The 17,361-nt window shown below is 41.7% G+C and carries 8 protein-coding genes; 7 read left to right on the forward strand and 1 reads right to left on the reverse strand.

What is annotated here, in order from left to right; all coding sequences use genetic code 11:
- The first annotated feature begins 7 nt into the window (after positions 1–7).
- From FSB76_RS24155 to FSB76_RS24170, 4 genes are all read left to right on the forward strand, one after another.
- Complete coding sequence (locus FSB76_RS24155; RefSeq protein ID WP_147057966.1) at positions 8–1,249, forward strand: DUF4959 domain-containing protein; 1,242 nt, start codon at positions 8–10, stop codon at positions 1,247–1,249.
- Between the two features lie 20 nt (positions 1,250–1,269).
- Positions 1,270–2,481, forward strand: coding sequence for a DUF4998 domain-containing protein (locus FSB76_RS24160; protein ID WP_225976295.1), 1,212 nt, complete (start codon positions 1,270–1,272; stop codon positions 2,479–2,481).
- A 71-nt stretch (positions 2,482–2,552) separates the two neighbouring features.
- Positions 2,553–3,980, forward strand: a complete 1,428-nt coding sequence (locus tag FSB76_RS24165; protein ID WP_147057968.1) for an alpha-L-fucosidase — start codon at positions 2,553–2,555, stop codon at positions 3,978–3,980.
- A gap of 242 nt (positions 3,981–4,222) precedes the next feature.
- Complete coding sequence (locus FSB76_RS24170; RefSeq protein WP_147057970.1) at positions 4,223–6,532, forward strand: GH92 family glycosyl hydrolase; 2,310 nt, start codon at positions 4,223–4,225, stop codon at positions 6,530–6,532.
- A gap of 240 nt (positions 6,533–6,772) precedes the next feature.
- Here FSB76_RS24170 and FSB76_RS24175 read toward each other — a convergent pair whose 3' ends face one another.
- Complete coding sequence (locus tag FSB76_RS24175; protein ID WP_147057971.1) at positions 6,773–7,726, reverse strand: AraC family transcriptional regulator; 954 nt, start codon at positions 7,724–7,726, stop codon at positions 6,773–6,775.
- A gap of 584 nt (positions 7,727–8,310) precedes the next feature.
- On the opposite strand from FSB76_RS24175, the gene FSB76_RS24180 reads away from it, so the two are divergent.
- The 3 genes from FSB76_RS24180 (at position 8,311) to FSB76_RS24190 (ending at position 17,268) form a co-directional block, all read left to right on the forward strand.
- A complete protein-coding gene (locus FSB76_RS24180; protein WP_147057974.1) occupies positions 8,311–12,486 on the forward strand; it encodes a hybrid sensor histidine kinase/response regulator transcription factor in 4,176 nt (1,391 codons plus the stop codon).
- A gap of 235 nt (positions 12,487–12,721) precedes the next feature.
- Positions 12,722–15,805 carry a SusC/RagA family TonB-linked outer membrane protein gene (locus FSB76_RS24185; protein WP_147057976.1) on the forward strand — a complete coding sequence of 1,028 codons (3,084 nt, stop codon included), beginning with the start codon at positions 12,722–12,724 and terminating at the stop codon, positions 15,803–15,805.
- Positions 15,806–15,816: 11 nt separating this feature from the next.
- Positions 15,817–17,268, forward strand: coding sequence for a RagB/SusD family nutrient uptake outer membrane protein (locus FSB76_RS24190; RefSeq protein WP_147057977.1), 1,452 nt, complete (start codon positions 15,817–15,819; stop codon positions 17,266–17,268).
- Positions 17,269–17,361: the final 93 nt, after the last annotated feature.

The following is a 17,361-nucleotide window of genomic DNA, read 5'->3' on the forward strand; positions in this document are numbered from 1 at the left end:
TTAAATCATGAAGAAAACTAACAACATACCATTATTGATTATGCTTAGCATAATAATGGCCGCCATATCTTCCTGCAAGCGTAACGACGGCTATAATGTGCCAATTTCTAAAGATCAGTCGAAACCAGGCGTTGTGACCAATGTCAAAGTCGATGATTATAACGGTGGTTCATTTATTACCTATGATCTGCCGAATTCTGAAAATATATTATATGTATTGGCCACCTATCAGATCAGGAATGGTGTCACCAGGGAAACAAAATCGTCTTATTACAGCGATACTATAAACGTCGAGGGTTTTGCGAAAGCCCAGGAATACACGGTCACTTTGCACACGGTCACTCGTGCCAATGTCTATTCAGACCCCGTAATGGTCACAGTACACCCCAAAACTCCGGTTTATGAAATAGTTAGTAAAACGCTCGCGTTACAAGCCGACTTTGGAGGCGTTAATGTAAAATCACTGAATCTTTTTAAAAAGGACATCGGTTTGGTGGTCACCGCCTTTAACAAGTCAACGCACCAGATGGAAGTGGAAGATCAGCATTATACCAATACGGATACGATCAATTACTCCCTACGCGGCTATAGTACCGATTCACGGGATTTCGGAGTTTACGTTACAGATAAATTTGGCAATATATCGGACACGCTGAAAAGAAACCTAAGCCCGTTGCTGGAAGTGTTGCTGGACAAAAGTCAGTTCAGTACCTTTAAATTACCGTCAGACACGCCTATCGGCTATGGATGGGTAACCTCCAACTTATGGGATGGCAGAACTGATGGAAGCTCAGACGGATGGCATACATTGCCTGGGCAAACGCCGCCTTTTGTAACAAGCTTCAACGTTGGACGTAGTTATAAATTGAGCCGTTTCGTAATCTGGGAGCGACCTGATGACGGACAAGTCGTTTACGCATTCGCACATGGCAATCCCAAAACATTTACATTATGGGGATCAAATGTTGCATTTCCGAATGATGCCAAGCTGCCCCTTTCATCACCGCTGGGAACTGTAGTGGGCGATTGGATCAACCTGGGGAACTTCCGATACCCTAATCCCCCTTCCGGCTTACCCCCAAACAACCACAATGCGGCAGATAATGCCTTTGTGCTGGCAGGCGTAAATTTCAATGTTTCTATAGCAGATCCTGCCATTCATTTTATAAGATTATCTGTTTCCCAAAACTGGGAAAATGGTGATATCGCGCATGTTATGGAAATTTCACTTTATGGTCAACCCCAATAATCATTATTAAAACAATGAAAATGAAAAGCTTTATTCATGTTCTGGTCGCAGCGACCTTCATGATTGCCTTAAGTGGTTGCGGAAAAAATAATCAACAAACCGATTTTAAAAAATATCTGGGCGACCATGAACTGGTTTATACCGGCGCGGTCGGAAAAGTAATTGTTCAGCCAGGCAATCTGGAGATCGGCCTAAAATGGAAATCGAGTACCGATCCAAGTATCACCAAATACATCATTTATTATAATAATAAATCTGATTCGGCTATCATAAATATAAATGGCCCTACTGACACCGTCCGTGCGGTAATCAAGGGGTTATCTGAATATACCTATTCCTTTACCATTTACTCCAGTGATGCAAAGGGGAATAGATCTGTGCCGGTTGAAGTCAATAACGCAAAAGTTTATGGTCCCATTTATGCATCCAACTTGCTGAACCGGGGATATGATGCCTTGAATCCATACACGCTTAATGACGATGGCTCGCTCACGCTGAACTTCATCGCCCCGGATACGATAAACATTAAGACCGTTATCAAGTATACGAACGCAAAGGGTGAGTCGGCCGAAGCTGAACTCTTGCCGAAGGTCAATTCAATCACACTGCCAAGTTATAAATTGGCAAGCCCAATCACTTATCAGTCTTCATTTATTCCGGAAAGAGGCGCGATTGACGTTTTTACAGTGTCTAAATTTGACAGTTTCCCGAGGATATACTCCTATGTCCAATGCGACAAGTCTCTTTTCAAGGACGATGCCTCCCTTCCCAATGACGTATACGCAGACTATGGAACAAGCTTAAGCAAGCTCTGGGACGGAAGTGTTGGTCCCCAGGCTTATCCGAATATCTTTCATACAAATGATATGCAGCTTCCCCATACCTTCACATTTGATATGGGAAAGATCTATGACAACCTGGGGAGAATTGAAGAGACCGGCCGTAGCAGCGACCATAACCCGGTAGATTTTGAAGTTTGGGGAATCGCTGACATTGCCAACGCCGCGACTAAATTGAAAAGTACCGATGCCGGATGGAGCGCCGAAATGGCTTCAAAAGGGTGGACCATGCTCAAAGAATGCATCAGGACGGATGACGGTAAACAGGCAGTCAGGTTTGATATCACCAATAATCCGGTTAACGTTCGCTACATAAGGATAAGAGTTATCAAAACCATCGACAACAGTAACCTTAGCAACTGGAGTGAACTGACATTCTGGAACAAGCAATAATATGAACGGAGCCTCCACATGGGGGCTCCTATTATCTTAAATTTTTATTTTCTATAACAAGACCTTTACAGATGAAAAACCATCTCCTGATAAAAAAATTAAGCGCAATATTCTGCATCCTCTTCTTTTTCGTAACTGGCAACGTCATTTCAGTCAGTGCGCAAAGCATATCTAAAGTCAGGTTACCGCTTTCCACGCTGCAGCAAAGATTTGTTGACCTGCGTTTTGGAATGTTTATTCATTTCAACATTCCGACCTACGAAAATGCCGATTGGCCTGATCCCGAAACACCGGCATCCGATTTTAACCCCAAAAAGCTGGATTGCGTGCAATGGGCAAAAGCGGCGAAATCAGCCAACATGACCTATGGCTGTCTAACCACGAAGCACCACAGCGGTTTTTGTATATGGGACACTAAAAGCACGAATTATAACGTCATGAACAGTCCTCTGAAAAGAGATGTGGTTAAAGAATATGTTAAGGCTTTTCGCGACGAAGGTTTAAAGGTAATGTTGTATTACTCCATTTTAGACACACACCACCGCCTGCGCCCAAATTCAATCCAGCCACAGCATATCGACATGGTTAAAAAGCAAATAACCGAATTACTCTCCAATTATGGGCCTGTTGAAGCTTTGATTATTGATGGCTGGGATGCTCCATGGTCTAGAATCTCTTATGACGATGTACCATTTGATGAAATCTACAAATTGGTCAAATCGTTGCAACCTAATTGTCTGTTAATGGATCTGAACGGGGCCAAGTACCCTGCGGAAGGTTTATATTATACAGATATTAAAACCTATGAGATGGGTGCAGGCCAACGTATATCTCAGGAAACGAACAAGATGCCTGCCCTGGCTTGTTTACCCATTCAGGGCAGCTGGTTCTGGAAGACAGATTTTCCTTTTACCCCGGTACGCGATGTAAATAAATTGATCGAAGAAGTGCTGGTACCACTTAATAAAGCCAGCTGTAATTTTATTTTAAACGTTGCCCCTAACAGGGATGGCTTGTTTGATGATAATGCACTGACCGCCTTAAAACAAATAGGAACTCGTTGGAAAAATGACGGTCCGGTCGCCCCGATAGCCGAGACTGGTCCGCCAATTATATCACATAATCTTGCTAAACGTGCACCTGTCAATTCCAGCTGGAGTGATGATTCGAATATTATGGACTTCGCCAATGATGATAATTTTGGGTCATCATGGCTTTCTAATCCAAACGTAAAACATCCTTGGTACGAGATCACTTTAAAACCTGGCCAGCAATTTAATACGGTTGTTCTATTTGAAAGCAATTCCAATATCAAAAAATATAAATTAACTTATTTTGATGGAACGATATGGAGAACTTTGTATGAAGGCGAGAATTTAAACAGATTTAAGGTAAACCGGTTTAAACAAGTGAAAGGTGATAAGGTTCGTATCGATATCGAAAGTTATAACGAACGTCCGAGCATCGCGGAAGTTGGTGTTTACAACAACCCGTTGTAGGCCTTATTCAGTAAATATCGCCCACCATTTTAACATTGACTTTATAAATAAACAGCATCATTAATGTCAATGTATTGACAGTTACCGACATTTATGAAAAAACAAAGGATTTGAAAGTATATTAAAATTAGGTTTGCATATGGTTACTGTTCATTTGCCTGCTCCTGACCTGTTTTCCATTACGAAGATTGTCCAATCATGGGCATGCTAAGTTCAATATTATATCATCCGATCGTTATTCTATGACATACAAATCAATCTTAACAGCCGTATTGTTTTCGACTGCTTTCAACTTGTTAAAGGCCCAGTCTCCCGTAAGTTATGTAAATCCGTTTATAGGAGCTACTACCAGCAGTGATATCACAGGCAACGGGCTTGGAAAGACTTTTCCCGGCGCGACTACACCATATGGCCTGGTACAAGTCAGCCCAAACACTATTACTGGTGGAGATAATGGATCAGGATACAGCTACGAGCATACCAGCATAGAGGGATTTGCATTTACCCAAATGAGTGGCGTAGGATGGTATGGCGATCTGGGCAATTTTTTAGTAATGCCTGCAACCGGTAAATTGAACACTTCTGCCGGAAAGATCAGCGCACCGAACGAAGGCTACAGATCGCTATTTTCCAAGAAAACTGAATCGGCTAAAGCAGGGTACTATGCGGTAACGTTGGACAAATACAATATTCGAGCCGAAATGACTGCAGCTCCGCATAGTGGAATTTTGAGATTTATATTTCCAGGGCATAGCGATTCGAGAATACAAATTGACCTTGCCCGGCGGGTTGGCGGTACCTCCACGCTGCAACAGGTTAAAGTGGTGGATGACCATACGATTGAAGGCTGGATGAAGTGTACTCCGGATGGTGGAGGATGGGGTAATGGTGACGGGAAAGCTGATTACACCATATACTTTTATGCACAGTTCAGTAAGCCGTTAAAAAATTACGGCGTATGGAGTGCCGATATTCCCGAAGGGTGGACACGAAAACTAGAGGATGTGACCAGCGAAAAATATCAGCAAGTGATCGCAAACGCCAGGATACTGCCTGGAGTATCGGAGAAGCAAGGAAAACATTTAGGTTTTTACACCAGCTTTGCAACAAAGCCCAATGAGCAAGTATTGCTGAAAGCGGGCATTTCCCTGGTAAGTGTGGAAGGTGCCCGGTTAAATTTGGAAACTGAGATTCCCGGCTGGGATTTTGACAATGTGCACCTGGCTGCGAAGCGATTATGGAATGACGCCTTATCCAAAATAACCGTTCAAGGTGGAAGTAAAACGCAAAAAACTATTTTTTACACTGCATTGTACCATACGATGATCGATCCACGGATCGTCAGCGACGTAGATGGTAAATATTCTGGTGGTGACGGTAAAAGTCACCTGCAAGCCCACTTTCAAAAACGCTCTATTTTCAGTGGGTGGGACGTTTTTCGCAGTCAGATGCCCCTTCAAACGATCATTAACCCTGCGTTGGTTAACGATATGATCAATTCTCTTGTTAACCTGGCAGTTGAAAAAAAAGCCGGCTACCTGGAACGTTGGGAATTTTTGAATGCTTACAGCGGATGTATGCTTGGCAACCCGGCCGTCTCCATGATTGCGGACGCCTATGCGAAAAAGATTCGCAATTTTGATATACCTAAAGCCTATCAATTGTGTATCAGCACCGCCAAGGAATTTGATAATGGAAAGGAAGGCTATACCTATTCCGACAACGGAATCGCAAAAACATTGGAATATGCGTATGCCGACTGGTGCATCGCCCAATTGGCGAATGGATTACATCATCATGCAGATTATTTAAAATATAAAGAAAAAAGCGCTAACTACCGCAATACCTTCGATCCTGAAAAAAAATGGTTCAGGCCGCGACTGAAAGATGGTACTTGGGAAACCTGGCCCGTCGAAGGCCGACTAACTCAATCATACGGCTGTATGGAAAGTAATCCTTACCAGCAGGGTTGGTTCGTCCCACATGATGTCGATGGTATGGCGGAATTGATGGGTGGAAAAGAAAAAGCTGTTGCTGACTTGGACAGCATGTTTATAAAAACACCTGAGAGCATGATCTGGAATAACTATTATAATCATGCAAATGAACCTGTCCATCATGTTCCATTTCTATTTAACAGACTTGGTGCCCCCTGGTTGACCCAGAAATGGACGAGGGAAATAATTGATCATGCTTATGCTAACTCCGTAGAGGGACTTGTGGGAAATGAGGATGTCGGCCAGATGTCTGCGTGGTATGTATTAGCGGCAAGTGGCATTCACCCCGTCTGCCCGGGAGATACAAGGCAAGAACTCACCAGTCCAATATTCGACAAGGTAAGTTTCAAACTGGACAGGCGGTATGCCAGGGGAAAAACCTTCTCTATAACCGCAATGCATAATTCAGCAAAAAATAAATACATTCAAAGTGCCAGATTGAATGGCAAATCTTTAAACAAGTGTTACATTGACTTCGAAGATATAGCAGCGGGAGGCCGGCTTGAATTAGTTATGGGACCAGTGCCATCGAAAAAGTGGGGGATTCGAAATTGAAACAGTTTGAACCTAGCGATGATTTATTACCTATTACTTTTTAATGCTTTTAAACCGTACAGATATCGAGTTTTCCAAAGCGTGGTGAGTGAACAAAAAATAAGTATAGCCAGCTTATCGGAATTTACTCAGCTATTTTTTGTTAACTTCAAGTTGGAAGCTTACATTCGTTTTTTTAAGACATTTACCTAACAACAACTCGCATACGGCATTAGGTACTTAATCAATTGTTATTACAAACTAAACATTTTGCTCGCGGTATGTTGCAGGAGTCTTACCAGTTTGCTTTTTAAAAAAATTACCAAAATGCGAAGAATCGGAAAACCCGAGCATAAAAGCGATCTGCTTAATGGTTTGATCTGTCTGGTTCAGCATTGATTGTGCTTCCATGCAAATTTGCTCATGCAGGAAAGCAATTGCAGTTTTTTGTTTTTGCCGTTTAATCACGGCATTCAGGTGATTAGGATGTGTAGATAGCTCTTTCGCAAAATACTGTAGTGGTTTCCGATATTCATTGAAGGTTCCATTTGTAATACTTTTTCTTATCAGTTTACGGAAGTTATCTATCAACAAATGTTCGCGGTCTGAGATATGGTCTATAAGCTCTCTGTCGTTTTCCGAATATTTGTTGTAGAGCCTGCGCACATGAAGTAACAGTGTATGCACGTACGACGTAATAAGGGAAAATTTATCTTGGTTAGATGAATGATACTCTATTAGTACCTGTCGATAAATACCTGATAGTAAATCAACTTCTTGCGAGTCTATTTCAAAAGGTATTGCCTTTTCGAGATGGAAAAAAGGCATGTCAAAAATTAACTCAGCAAGAATTGGATTGGCCCGTAAAAACGCATCTGTAAAAACGATGAAATATTCTTGCAGCCAACGTTCAGGTTTTGACCAAGATACGACCTGCGAAGGTGTTTTAAAGTACAACGCCGGGCGACTTAGGTTTGTTTTCCAAAAGCCTCCGTTTAATTGTGCGTTTCCTTGCATGAAAAGAGTAATGCAGTAGAAAGAATGCCGAAACGGCTTAGCTACAAAATCGTAAGATTTCATTACCTCCGGATCAAGTTCCCTAACATCAAAATCAGCATGCAGCGGTGGCTTTGCATTGACATGTTTGTAAAAGCTTATCAAATCGGTTAGATATGGTATACTTGACTCGGCGTCTTTTAATTTTTTGCTTTTCATTTAAACGAATATTGATAATCCTCGTAGCTTTTTTAGCCATATTAGAACTTTAAATGTAAAAAAAAATGCTTAAAAACATACTAAGTGGTATGCCTTTATATTATCTTTGACCTAACGGTTTACCCAGGACGCCTTAATAGGCGGCCAAACCTAAGAGACCAATTCAACAACCAATTAATTCAAATAAAACTGGAATGGCGTGCATTTCGCCGGCTACTTACCATTAAAAGGGAGCTAATAAAAACTATAAGGCGTGAAGGAAACAACTAGCCTGTATCAATATGATATGCACTTTTTTATATGATGTTCGTTTTCGGTATCAAGCGTAATAAAAGGCGAGCCTGCCCGCAAAATGAATGCATTATACCAAAGTATTTTAACTTTGATATAATGCGGATTTTATATAAAAAAAACGGCTAATGGTTCCAAAGGAATTTGATCGAAGTCACTGTTAATTATTATTTAATTACTTCTTGGAGGAAAATTTTTCTAAAAACTGACGGCTTAAAACTATTGATTATAAATCGTTCAGAATCATCCCCCCTCGATTCTGACTGGCCCTAAATACAATTATTGAAGGATATATGTTTCTCCGGAAAACCAAAGTTCTTATCTGGCTGTTTGCTGTCACCTTGCTGGCATGTGACTTACATGCACAGCAGGCCCAACTGAAATTCTCATATTTGACAGTTGATAACGGCCTATCGCATACGGATGCAAAAGACATTAAACAAGACGGGCGCGGGTTTATTTGGGTAGCTACATTATTTGGCTTAGACAGGTATGATGGTTACGCCATTAAGCGATTCTATAACAGCAGCGACTCATCGAGCAATGGGTTCAATAACAGGATTCGAAATATCTGCATCCAAAATGATGCGAGATTCTGGCTAGGCACTGATAATGGAATAGCCTGCTTTAACCCAGTTAAGGCTAAGTTTATGAAAATCAAATTCGGGCCTAATACGCCTAACCTGGATAGCTGCAACCGTTTACAGATGGTCCGGAGTAATATTATTGCCGGAATTTTTCGAGGTAAGTTAAGAATCTTTAGAATAAACGACTCTTTACTTTCCGAAATTCATCTTTTGACGCCGGCGAAGGTTAGATTTACCGATATGGTTTCTGTTAAAAATCATAACCTTTGGTTATCGAGCAGTAAAGGGATTTGGATATTATCCAGCAAGTTACAGACCAAACAAATAAATCTCGCAAAAACTGAATTAAATAGTATTCGTTATACCGGAATAAGTTCCAACCGGGATGATCAACTGATCCTAATCTCCAATTCTAGATGTTATTCCATAAACCTACCCCAAAAAGATCTTTTGCAGGACACCAACGCTTTGGGCATATCGAATTCTTTTAACACTCCGAACGAGGCTATTATTTCCGATGTATTACAAGATAAAAAAGACAATTATTGGGTGAGTACAGATAAAGGCTTATTTTATTTGAACCGCGATTTAAGCCTAAAAAATCTGATCACCAATAAAAGTTATACCAATAGTATCAATACTAATTACATCGATAAATTATTTATCGACCGAACCGATTGTCTTTGGTTGTGCACCTATGGAGGGGGGGTGAATTTTTGTGATCTGAACGGGAAAGCTTTTCTTACTTTCAAACATAACCCGGAATCTACCAACACACTGTCTGGGGATCACATTCGTGCTGTTTTAGAAGATAGTACCGGCAAAGTTTGGATAGGAACAAACGAAAGCGGCTTAAACGGTTATGATTTACCGACAAAAAAGTTTACTCAGTATGCAGCAACCAATGGGGCAATTAAACTAAGAAGCAATGAAATTACCTCGCTGGCGTTGGACAAAGCACAAAACTTATGGGTCGGAACCAACAATGGCATCGATGTCCTTTCTAAAGCAAGGGATAGAATTCTACACCTGCCGGGTTCTGAAAAATTTCCTACACATATCATTGATGCCCTTTCGGTTGACTGCTTCGGTAATATTTGGTTTGGCGGGGCTGTTGATGGTTTTGGATGTATTTACCGTGACGATAGGGGTTTTTATCACGTAAGAAATCTTTATCAGGGAATTGGCCTCTGCATTCTAGCGGACGACCATTTACCTCAGCTCACTGTTTCCAGCGCAAAAGGCTTGAACCGGCTAATAATCGACAAGACAGGAACGGTTCTTGAAAAATATCAGTATGAAGTAAAAAATGATGATCGATTACACTCGTTAAGCTCGAACTATACTTACCCCATAAGAAAACAAAACGATAGCACTTACTGGATTGGCACCATTGGAGGTGGCCTTAATCGTATAACCCTAAAAGGCAGAAACCTTTTTTCAATCAGATGGTATGGGAAAAGCTCGGGGGTATTTAACGACGTTGAGGCAATAGAGTTAGACAACAAAGGGAATATTTGGATGGGTGGAAACGGTCTGGAAAAATTCAATCCCGCTACATCTGATTTAACCCGTTTTGATAAAAATGATGGTTTGCAGGGTAACAGTTTCAAGGTAGGCGCGTCGTTCAAGGGCAAAGACGGACGCTTATATTTTGGCGGCATAGATGGCCTTAATTATTTCTATCCTGACAGTATAAAACTAAACAGAATTCATCCGTCTCCCCAGCTGACGGATATTGTCATTAACCGAAATTTTACAAATGAGGCAGGCTATAACCCTGATAATGATCTGAACACAACAGTGACATTTGCAAAAGAAATTACCCTTGACCATGACCAAAACTACTTTGCAATTTCTTTTTCGTCCATGCACTTCGCCAATGCTCTTAAATGTTCATATCGATATAAGCTGGACGGTTTCGATAATGAATGGCGATATACTGATGGAAAGAACCCCACCGCCTCATATACTAACCTGGACTATAAAAAGTACAATTTTGTCGTTGAAGCGACTAACAGTGACGGTATCTGGGGTAAGTCTGCTGCCTCGCTTTTAATTATGATTTCCCCTCCGTGGTGGGAAACGGGTATTGCAAAAGCGGTATATTTTTTATGTTTTCTTTCAGGGCTAATCGGCATTTATGTCTACCAGGGCAGATTCTACAGATTGAAAAGTGAAATAGCCCTTAGCGACGCCGAGCGAAAAAATCAAGAACAGATTCATCATCACAAAGAAGAGTTTTTCCAACAACAGCTTCAGTTTTTTACAAATATTTCTCACGAATTCAGGACACCCTTAACATTGATAATGGGACCTCTGGAAAACCTGATTAATAAGAATGATCATTCAGAGTTACGTCAGTCGTATAACTTGATGTACCGGAATGCGAAGCGCTTGGTCAATTTAATAGCCGAACTAATGAATTTCCGTAAAGTTGCAGAAAGTGTTATTCGGTTACATGTTGAAAATATCCCTATTTCCCGCTTTATCAATGAAACGGCAGAAGAGTTCCGTGAGTTGGCCACTAACAAAAAGATCAACTTTATTGTAAAAAACGCTGTTGCAGAGGATACTTCAAACTGGTTAGATCTTCATATCATCGAGAAGATTCTTTTCAATCTGTTAAACAATTCCTTCAAGTATACTCCTGAAGGCGGTGAAGTGACCCTTGAGATTTTTTTTGATCTACAGTATTTCGAGCCATTATATAGTACGAGCTTCAGTTTATTGAGCGAATACCGCGCTGAGAAATATGTGTTCTTTCGCATTGCCGATAACGGAATTGGTATTTCAGAAGAATCTATCAGCCAAATTTTTGACCGATTTTATAAAATTAGTGGCAGTCACCTGGGTTCTGGAGTCGGCTTGGCATTGGTCAAAAGTCTTACACTCTTACACAAAGGTGACATTTTTGTTTACAGCGCCCGATGTAAGGGAACAGAGTTTATAATAGGCTTGCCCTGGGGAGAAATCAATTACAGCGCCTCGGAGAAGAAATCGAATTTCAACGAGCAATCAGAAAACTACCTGGAGAAAATTGAAGTTAATACATCGACTCCTCATTTCATTGACGGTGCTAAACCTGGCAATGAATTTGAATCATTTACAAAAAATACTGCCGCTATGAGCATTCTTATTGCCGAAGATAATGAGGAGTTAAGGTTTTATCTCAAGAATATTCTGGTTCAGTACTACAATGTATACGAGGCCGAAGATGGCAAAGCTGGACTTTCGCTGGCCAACTCAATCATGCCAGATTTGATCATCAGCGATGTGATGATGCCAAACATGAACGGAGTTGAATTTTGTAAGTTAATCAAGCAAAATTTCGAAACCAGCCATATACCATTTATGCTGTTGACAGCCAAAGATGCTCTTGAATCCAAAATAGAAGGCCTGGAGTCGGGGGCCGACCACTATTTTTCCAAGCCCTTCAGTACCCAATTGCTCTTACTGTCCATCAATAACATATTTGAGCAGCGAAATAAGCTCAGACTGAGATATAAAAAAGATTATTACGCAGATGCCTCTGAGCTGGTAGCTACGGAAAAGGACAAAGAGTTTATAGATAAATTATTGTCGATAATAGAGGCCAATATCCGGGAGCCGGATCTGGACGTGGATTTCCTGTGCAAGAAATTATTCACCAGCCGCACAAAACTCTACCAGAAGATTCAGGGATTGACCGGACAATCAGTTGGCGAATTTATCAGGACCATCCGGCTAAAGAAGGCGGCTTATATCATGACGCATGAGGATGTGCCATTGAATGAAGTAGTTGACCGTATCGGACTCATCAGCAATTCCTATTTTTCGCGAGCGTTCAAAAAAGAATTTGGCCTTTCGCCTTCTCACTTTCTGCAATCGCTTAAGAAATAGAGGGTCAGGCCCTATAATGCTAATAAGCCTACAAATTTCTCCATCTACCTACAATTTAACGTGTTTTTTCAGTAGAAATGTATTATCGGGCATCAAACATGCACGATAGGGCTAACGCTCCGGGGCATTTTTTCTGTCACTTTGTTCATCATCTCATGGCTACCGGACGTTTCATCCGGTTGACCTGCGATGAGGGTATTATAACCAATTATCAAACCATTTTTATTCCTTTTTTATGAGAAAACTATTACATGTACTTGACGGCGGCCCGCCGTTGAAGCGAGGGCGGCAGAAAATGATAAGCAGTAAAAAGTTTATTGTCGCCTTATGGACAATCTTAATTGCGGTTACTATTATCACAAGAGCTACTGCTCAGACCGGAAATGTGGCAGGCACGGTGAGAGACGAAAACGGACAAACACTCCCTGGGGTTACTGTATCGATCAAGGGAACTGCTATTGGAACTAATACGGATAATGCAGGACACTTCGTCCTTAACAAAGTTCAGCATGACGCAGTACTGGTGTTCTCTTTCGTCGGCTATTCCAATCAAGAAATCCATTTAAATGGAAAAACTACCATTAGTATTTCCCTCTTCCCTATGGATAAGAAACTCAATGAAGTCATTGTTGTCGGTTACGGCACGCAAAAGAAAAGCGATGTTACCGGCTCGGTTTCAGGTATCAGCCCGAAAGACTATAAAGACCAGCCAGTGAACCGCCTTGACCAAGTTTTGCAGGGCAGAGTATCTGGTGTTCAAGTTTCTAATAATTCAGGAGCTCCAGGCGGGGACGTTACCATACGCATAAGAGGGTCTAACTCAATCCTCGGTAACAACAATCCACTTTATGTTATTGACGGTTACGTAGGTGCTGATTTCAATACATTAAATCCGGACGATATCGAGTCTATCCAGGTGTTAAAGGATGCGTCAGGAACAGCACTATACGGAAGCCGTGGTGCCAACGGTGTTGTGCTTGTTACGACAAAAAAAGGAGATGCCAATAAAATACAAATAGGTTTTTCTTCAGCATTGTCAAGTTCTGCCGTTATTAAAAAGTTCCCTATGCTAAATGCCTATGATTTTGCTAATACGGTCAATGAAAGGGACATCGCAACGAATGTGAAACCAACCTTCACGGCAGCCCAACTGAGTGCCTTTAAGGCAAACGGCGGAACCAACTGGCAGGACTTGATTTATAAGCGAGCATTCGGACAACAGTACGATTTGTCTCTCACAGGAGGGAATGCTTCGACAAATTATTTTATTTCGACGAATTATTTGAATCAACAAGGCACCGTTGTTAATTCGGGCTATAAAAAATATGCGCTCAGATCCAATATCAATTCAAAAGTTTCGGACAAATTAACCGTGCGTTTTTATATCACAGGTGACCGTCGGGAGAACCTAAATACTAACATATCCGGCAAAAATTCTCCTGAAGAACAAGCGATAGCCTGGGCACCAACAACACCAGCAAGAGATGCCTCCGGTAATTTTACAGCTACTGATCCCGTAGGCTCGATATTTCAAAACCCACTGGCATTGGCTTACGATCAAACCAATAAAGATTTGAATACACATGCCAACATCATTGCAGGTGCCAATTACCATTTCACTAAAGATTTGTCACTAGATGAATTAGGAGGCATTGATTATTTAAATTATCAAAATCAAAACTATGTTGGCCAAAGTATCAATGCTGGTGTAGCGACCGCCGGGCGTCAATCGATAGAGAGCACGAATCTCCAGACAACAACTGCTTTAAATTACAACCACGATTTCAAAGGCCGTCATCATTTGGATGCCACAGGCGTATTTGAAGTGCAGCGCAACACAGCCAATGGTTTTAGCGCAGCGGCAAGCGGGCTTACATTTCCAAATCTTACCTTCTACAATCTTTCATTAGCCTCCAATTTCTCTACCAATGCTAACTATGCTCAGTCAACTATTGTGTCTTTGATTGGGCGGGTTAACTATTCGTATGCAGACAAATATTTACTAACGGCTGCTATAAGGCGTGACGGCTCATCTAAGTTTCAAGGCAACAATCAGGAAAGTATATTCCCTTCTGTAGCCGTTGGATGGAAAATTTCTAGCGAAGATTTTATCAAAAATTTAAATTTATTTAACGAATTGAAGTTAAGGGCAAGCTGGGGAAAAACCGGAAGTCAGGCTATTTCGCCCTATGCAACATTAGCCACGTATCTTAGTGATAATTACAATGCAGGTTCGAGTTTTACCTCTAGCTCGATCACCCCTGGTATCGTGCTCGGGAATGCGGCCAACCCGAGCCTTAAATGGGAAACGACCAAACAAAAAGACATCGGCATCGATGCCGGTATTCTCGAAGGGCGTATAAATATCAGTGCCGATTATTATATTAAGAATACCTCTAATCTTCTGCTTGCCCTGCCATTACCTGCTTATGCCGGCGGTGGTACCATAATCAGTAATGTGGGAAGCGTTCGAAACACAGGGGTGGACCTCAGTTTAAATGCAACGGCGATCCGAACTACAAAGTTCAGCTGGACAACTACTTTCAACGTTTCTTTTTTGAAGAACCGAGTTGAAAACATCGGTGACCAACCTCAGATATTTCCAGTTGGAAATGTTGGGTCCGGACTTTCACCTCAACCTGAATTCGTTGTCAAACCCGGATATTCCCTTGGCTCTTATTGGGGAGTTACTTACTTAGGAACCTGGAAACCCGACCAGGTGGCTGAAGCAGCGAAGTTTGGGGCAAAACCAGGTGACTCAAGGTATCTTACAGCCTCGGGGTCTACATCTCCTGTTTACGGCATTATTGGGAATGGTCTGCCAAAGCAGTCGCTGGGTTGGAATAATACATTTACCTACAAAAACCTGTCAATGAACGTGTTTGTAGAGTCGCTGCTTGGTTTCGATAAACTTGACTATACCTATGCTGCGTCTATAACCGCCAACTCCGATGCTCGTGAGGCAACCAACCCTGACATTTTGAAACGCTATAAACCAGGTGTTAACGAGTCATCAAATATTCCAGCGTTCAGTACTACCAACAGTAATTTATTTGTATCATCCAGGTTCATGGAAAAAGGCGACTTCGTTAGGGTCAAAAACGTAAACCTTTCGTATACCTTCCCAAAAAAGACAATTAAGAATGTCTATTTGAAAGTCTTCGTGGGAGCCATAAATCTGTTTACAATCACCAAATATAAGGGCATTGATCCAGAGGCCGCCAATTCGACATCTGGCAGCGACGTATCACAAGGTATAGATTACGGAACATATCCCAACTCCAAAATATTTAATGCCGGCCTTAACTTGAAATTTTAAAAAACAAAGAGATGAAAAGATTTTCGATATTTATAACCACACTATTCCTGCTGCTGAGCTGCAAAAAATCGCTGCAGGAAAATCCCCTCGGACAAGTCGCGGGCGGTAACGCTTTAAACACGGTTGGCGGGTTACAGGCAGCTCTTGTTGGAGCATACAGGCCAATGCAAATGAATTTCGTCGAGGGTTTCACCTTTTCCTCAACCATTGGCGTACTCATGGGCTCAGATGAATTTACGACGCATCCCGCGAGTAATAAGGCCAGCTTCAGAGAATATGACCAGTTTAATGTACAAGGTACTAATGGGAACTCCTTTGCTATTTGGTCCGGTTGTTATAAGGCGATACAGGGGGCAAATAACATCATTAATAATTATCAAATTACACAGGGAGACCAGGCTATTATTAAACAAATTCTGGGCGAAGCGTACTTCCTCCGGGCTTTCAATTATTATTGGCTGGTTAGGCTTTGGGGCAACATACCGTTGCTGACTTCTGAGCAGTATTCAGCTTCTTTATTAAAGATCAAGTCCAGTCCCCCGGCAGATGTATATGCGCTCATAGAAAAAGATTTGTCATCGGCAAAAGATTTGATGGCTGACAAGCCACTGCAAACAGGACGGGCTTCAAAAGGTGCCGCCTTGTCGCTATTGGCCGATGTTTATATGACTGAAGGCGGCTGGCCGATCAATAACCAAAGTAAATATGCCTTAGCAGCACAAACAGCCAAACAGGTAATTGATAATAAAGTAAATTATGGCTTCGATTTGGTACCAGATCTTAAAGGTCTCTGGACCAATTTAGCGACCGGAACGGCAAGCCAGGAAGAGGTGTTCACACTTCATGCCTGTGGGTCGTGCGACTGGAACCATGCCAATTCAATTTTTGGCAATTCTTGTATGCCGTCAGATGAAGGCGGATGGGACGATTTTTTTCCTGAACTTACCTTTTTTAATAATTTCCCGGCAGGCTTAAGAAAAGATGTCACTTTCCACACTACGATTGTACTTCCGGGTGGTGGGACTGAGCCATGGCAAAATGATGCAGTAAAACATCCCTACTATGCAAAATATAGGCTTCCGGACAATGCCCTTATTTGGCAGACAAGCGGAACTACACCTTTAATGCGATATGCGCAGGTACTTTTGATCTACGCTGAAGCACAGGCAAGGAGTGAATCAAGTGCTAATAGCCAGGCATATAGTTGTATCAATTCAATCCGCACACGAGCCGGGTTGCCAAATTTGTCGGGACTCTCAAATTCCGATTTTATTAACGCAACAATTAAGGAGCGTTCATGGGAGTTTGCAGGAGAATTTTGCCATTGGTTCGATATTGTTCGCCTGCAGACACTTTCCCAGATAATCGCTACCAGGGATCCGGCAGAAATTCCAATTATCGGAACACCAAAATATACTTTACCGCTCCCAACAAATGATCTGAATTTGAACCCAGGCCTTTAAGTATTATTAATAGCCAAAATGAAGCACAAGGGGCAAATTAAATAGTTTGCTCCTTGTATTACCTTGGCAATTCCGGGCTTTTCTTTTTGCCAG

This window comes from Mucilaginibacter ginsenosidivorax (genome assembly GCF_007971525.1).
Taxonomy (GTDB): Bacteria; Bacteroidota; Bacteroidia; order Sphingobacteriales; family Sphingobacteriaceae; genus Mucilaginibacter; species Mucilaginibacter ginsenosidivorax.

Bases quoted from the DNA above. Each gene is read 5' to 3' on its own strand.
- FSB76_RS24155 (WP_147057966.1), top strand. From the start codon at position 8: ATGAAGAAAACTAACAACATACCATTATTGATTATGCTTAGCATAATA.
- FSB76_RS24160 (WP_225976295.1), top strand. From the start codon at position 1,270: ATGAAAAGCTTTATTCATGTTCTGGTCGCAGCGACCTTCATGATTGCC.
- FSB76_RS24165 (WP_147057968.1), top strand. From the start codon at position 2,553: ATGAAAAACCATCTCCTGATAAAAAAATTAAGCGCAATATTCTGCATC.
- FSB76_RS24170 (WP_147057970.1), top strand. From the start codon at position 4,223: ATGACATACAAATCAATCTTAACAGCCGTATTGTTTTCGACTGCTTTC.
- FSB76_RS24175 (WP_147057971.1), bottom strand. From the start codon at position 7,726: ATGAAAAGCAAAAAATTAAAAGACGCCGAGTCAAGTATACCATATCTA.
- FSB76_RS24180 (WP_147057974.1), top strand. From the start codon at position 8,311: ATGTTTCTCCGGAAAACCAAAGTTCTTATCTGGCTGTTTGCTGTCACC.
- FSB76_RS24185 (WP_147057976.1), top strand. From the start codon at position 12,722: ATGAGAAAACTATTACATGTACTTGACGGCGGCCCGCCGTTGAAGCGA.
- FSB76_RS24190 (WP_147057977.1), top strand. From the start codon at position 15,817: ATGAAAAGATTTTCGATATTTATAACCACACTATTCCTGCTGCTGAGC.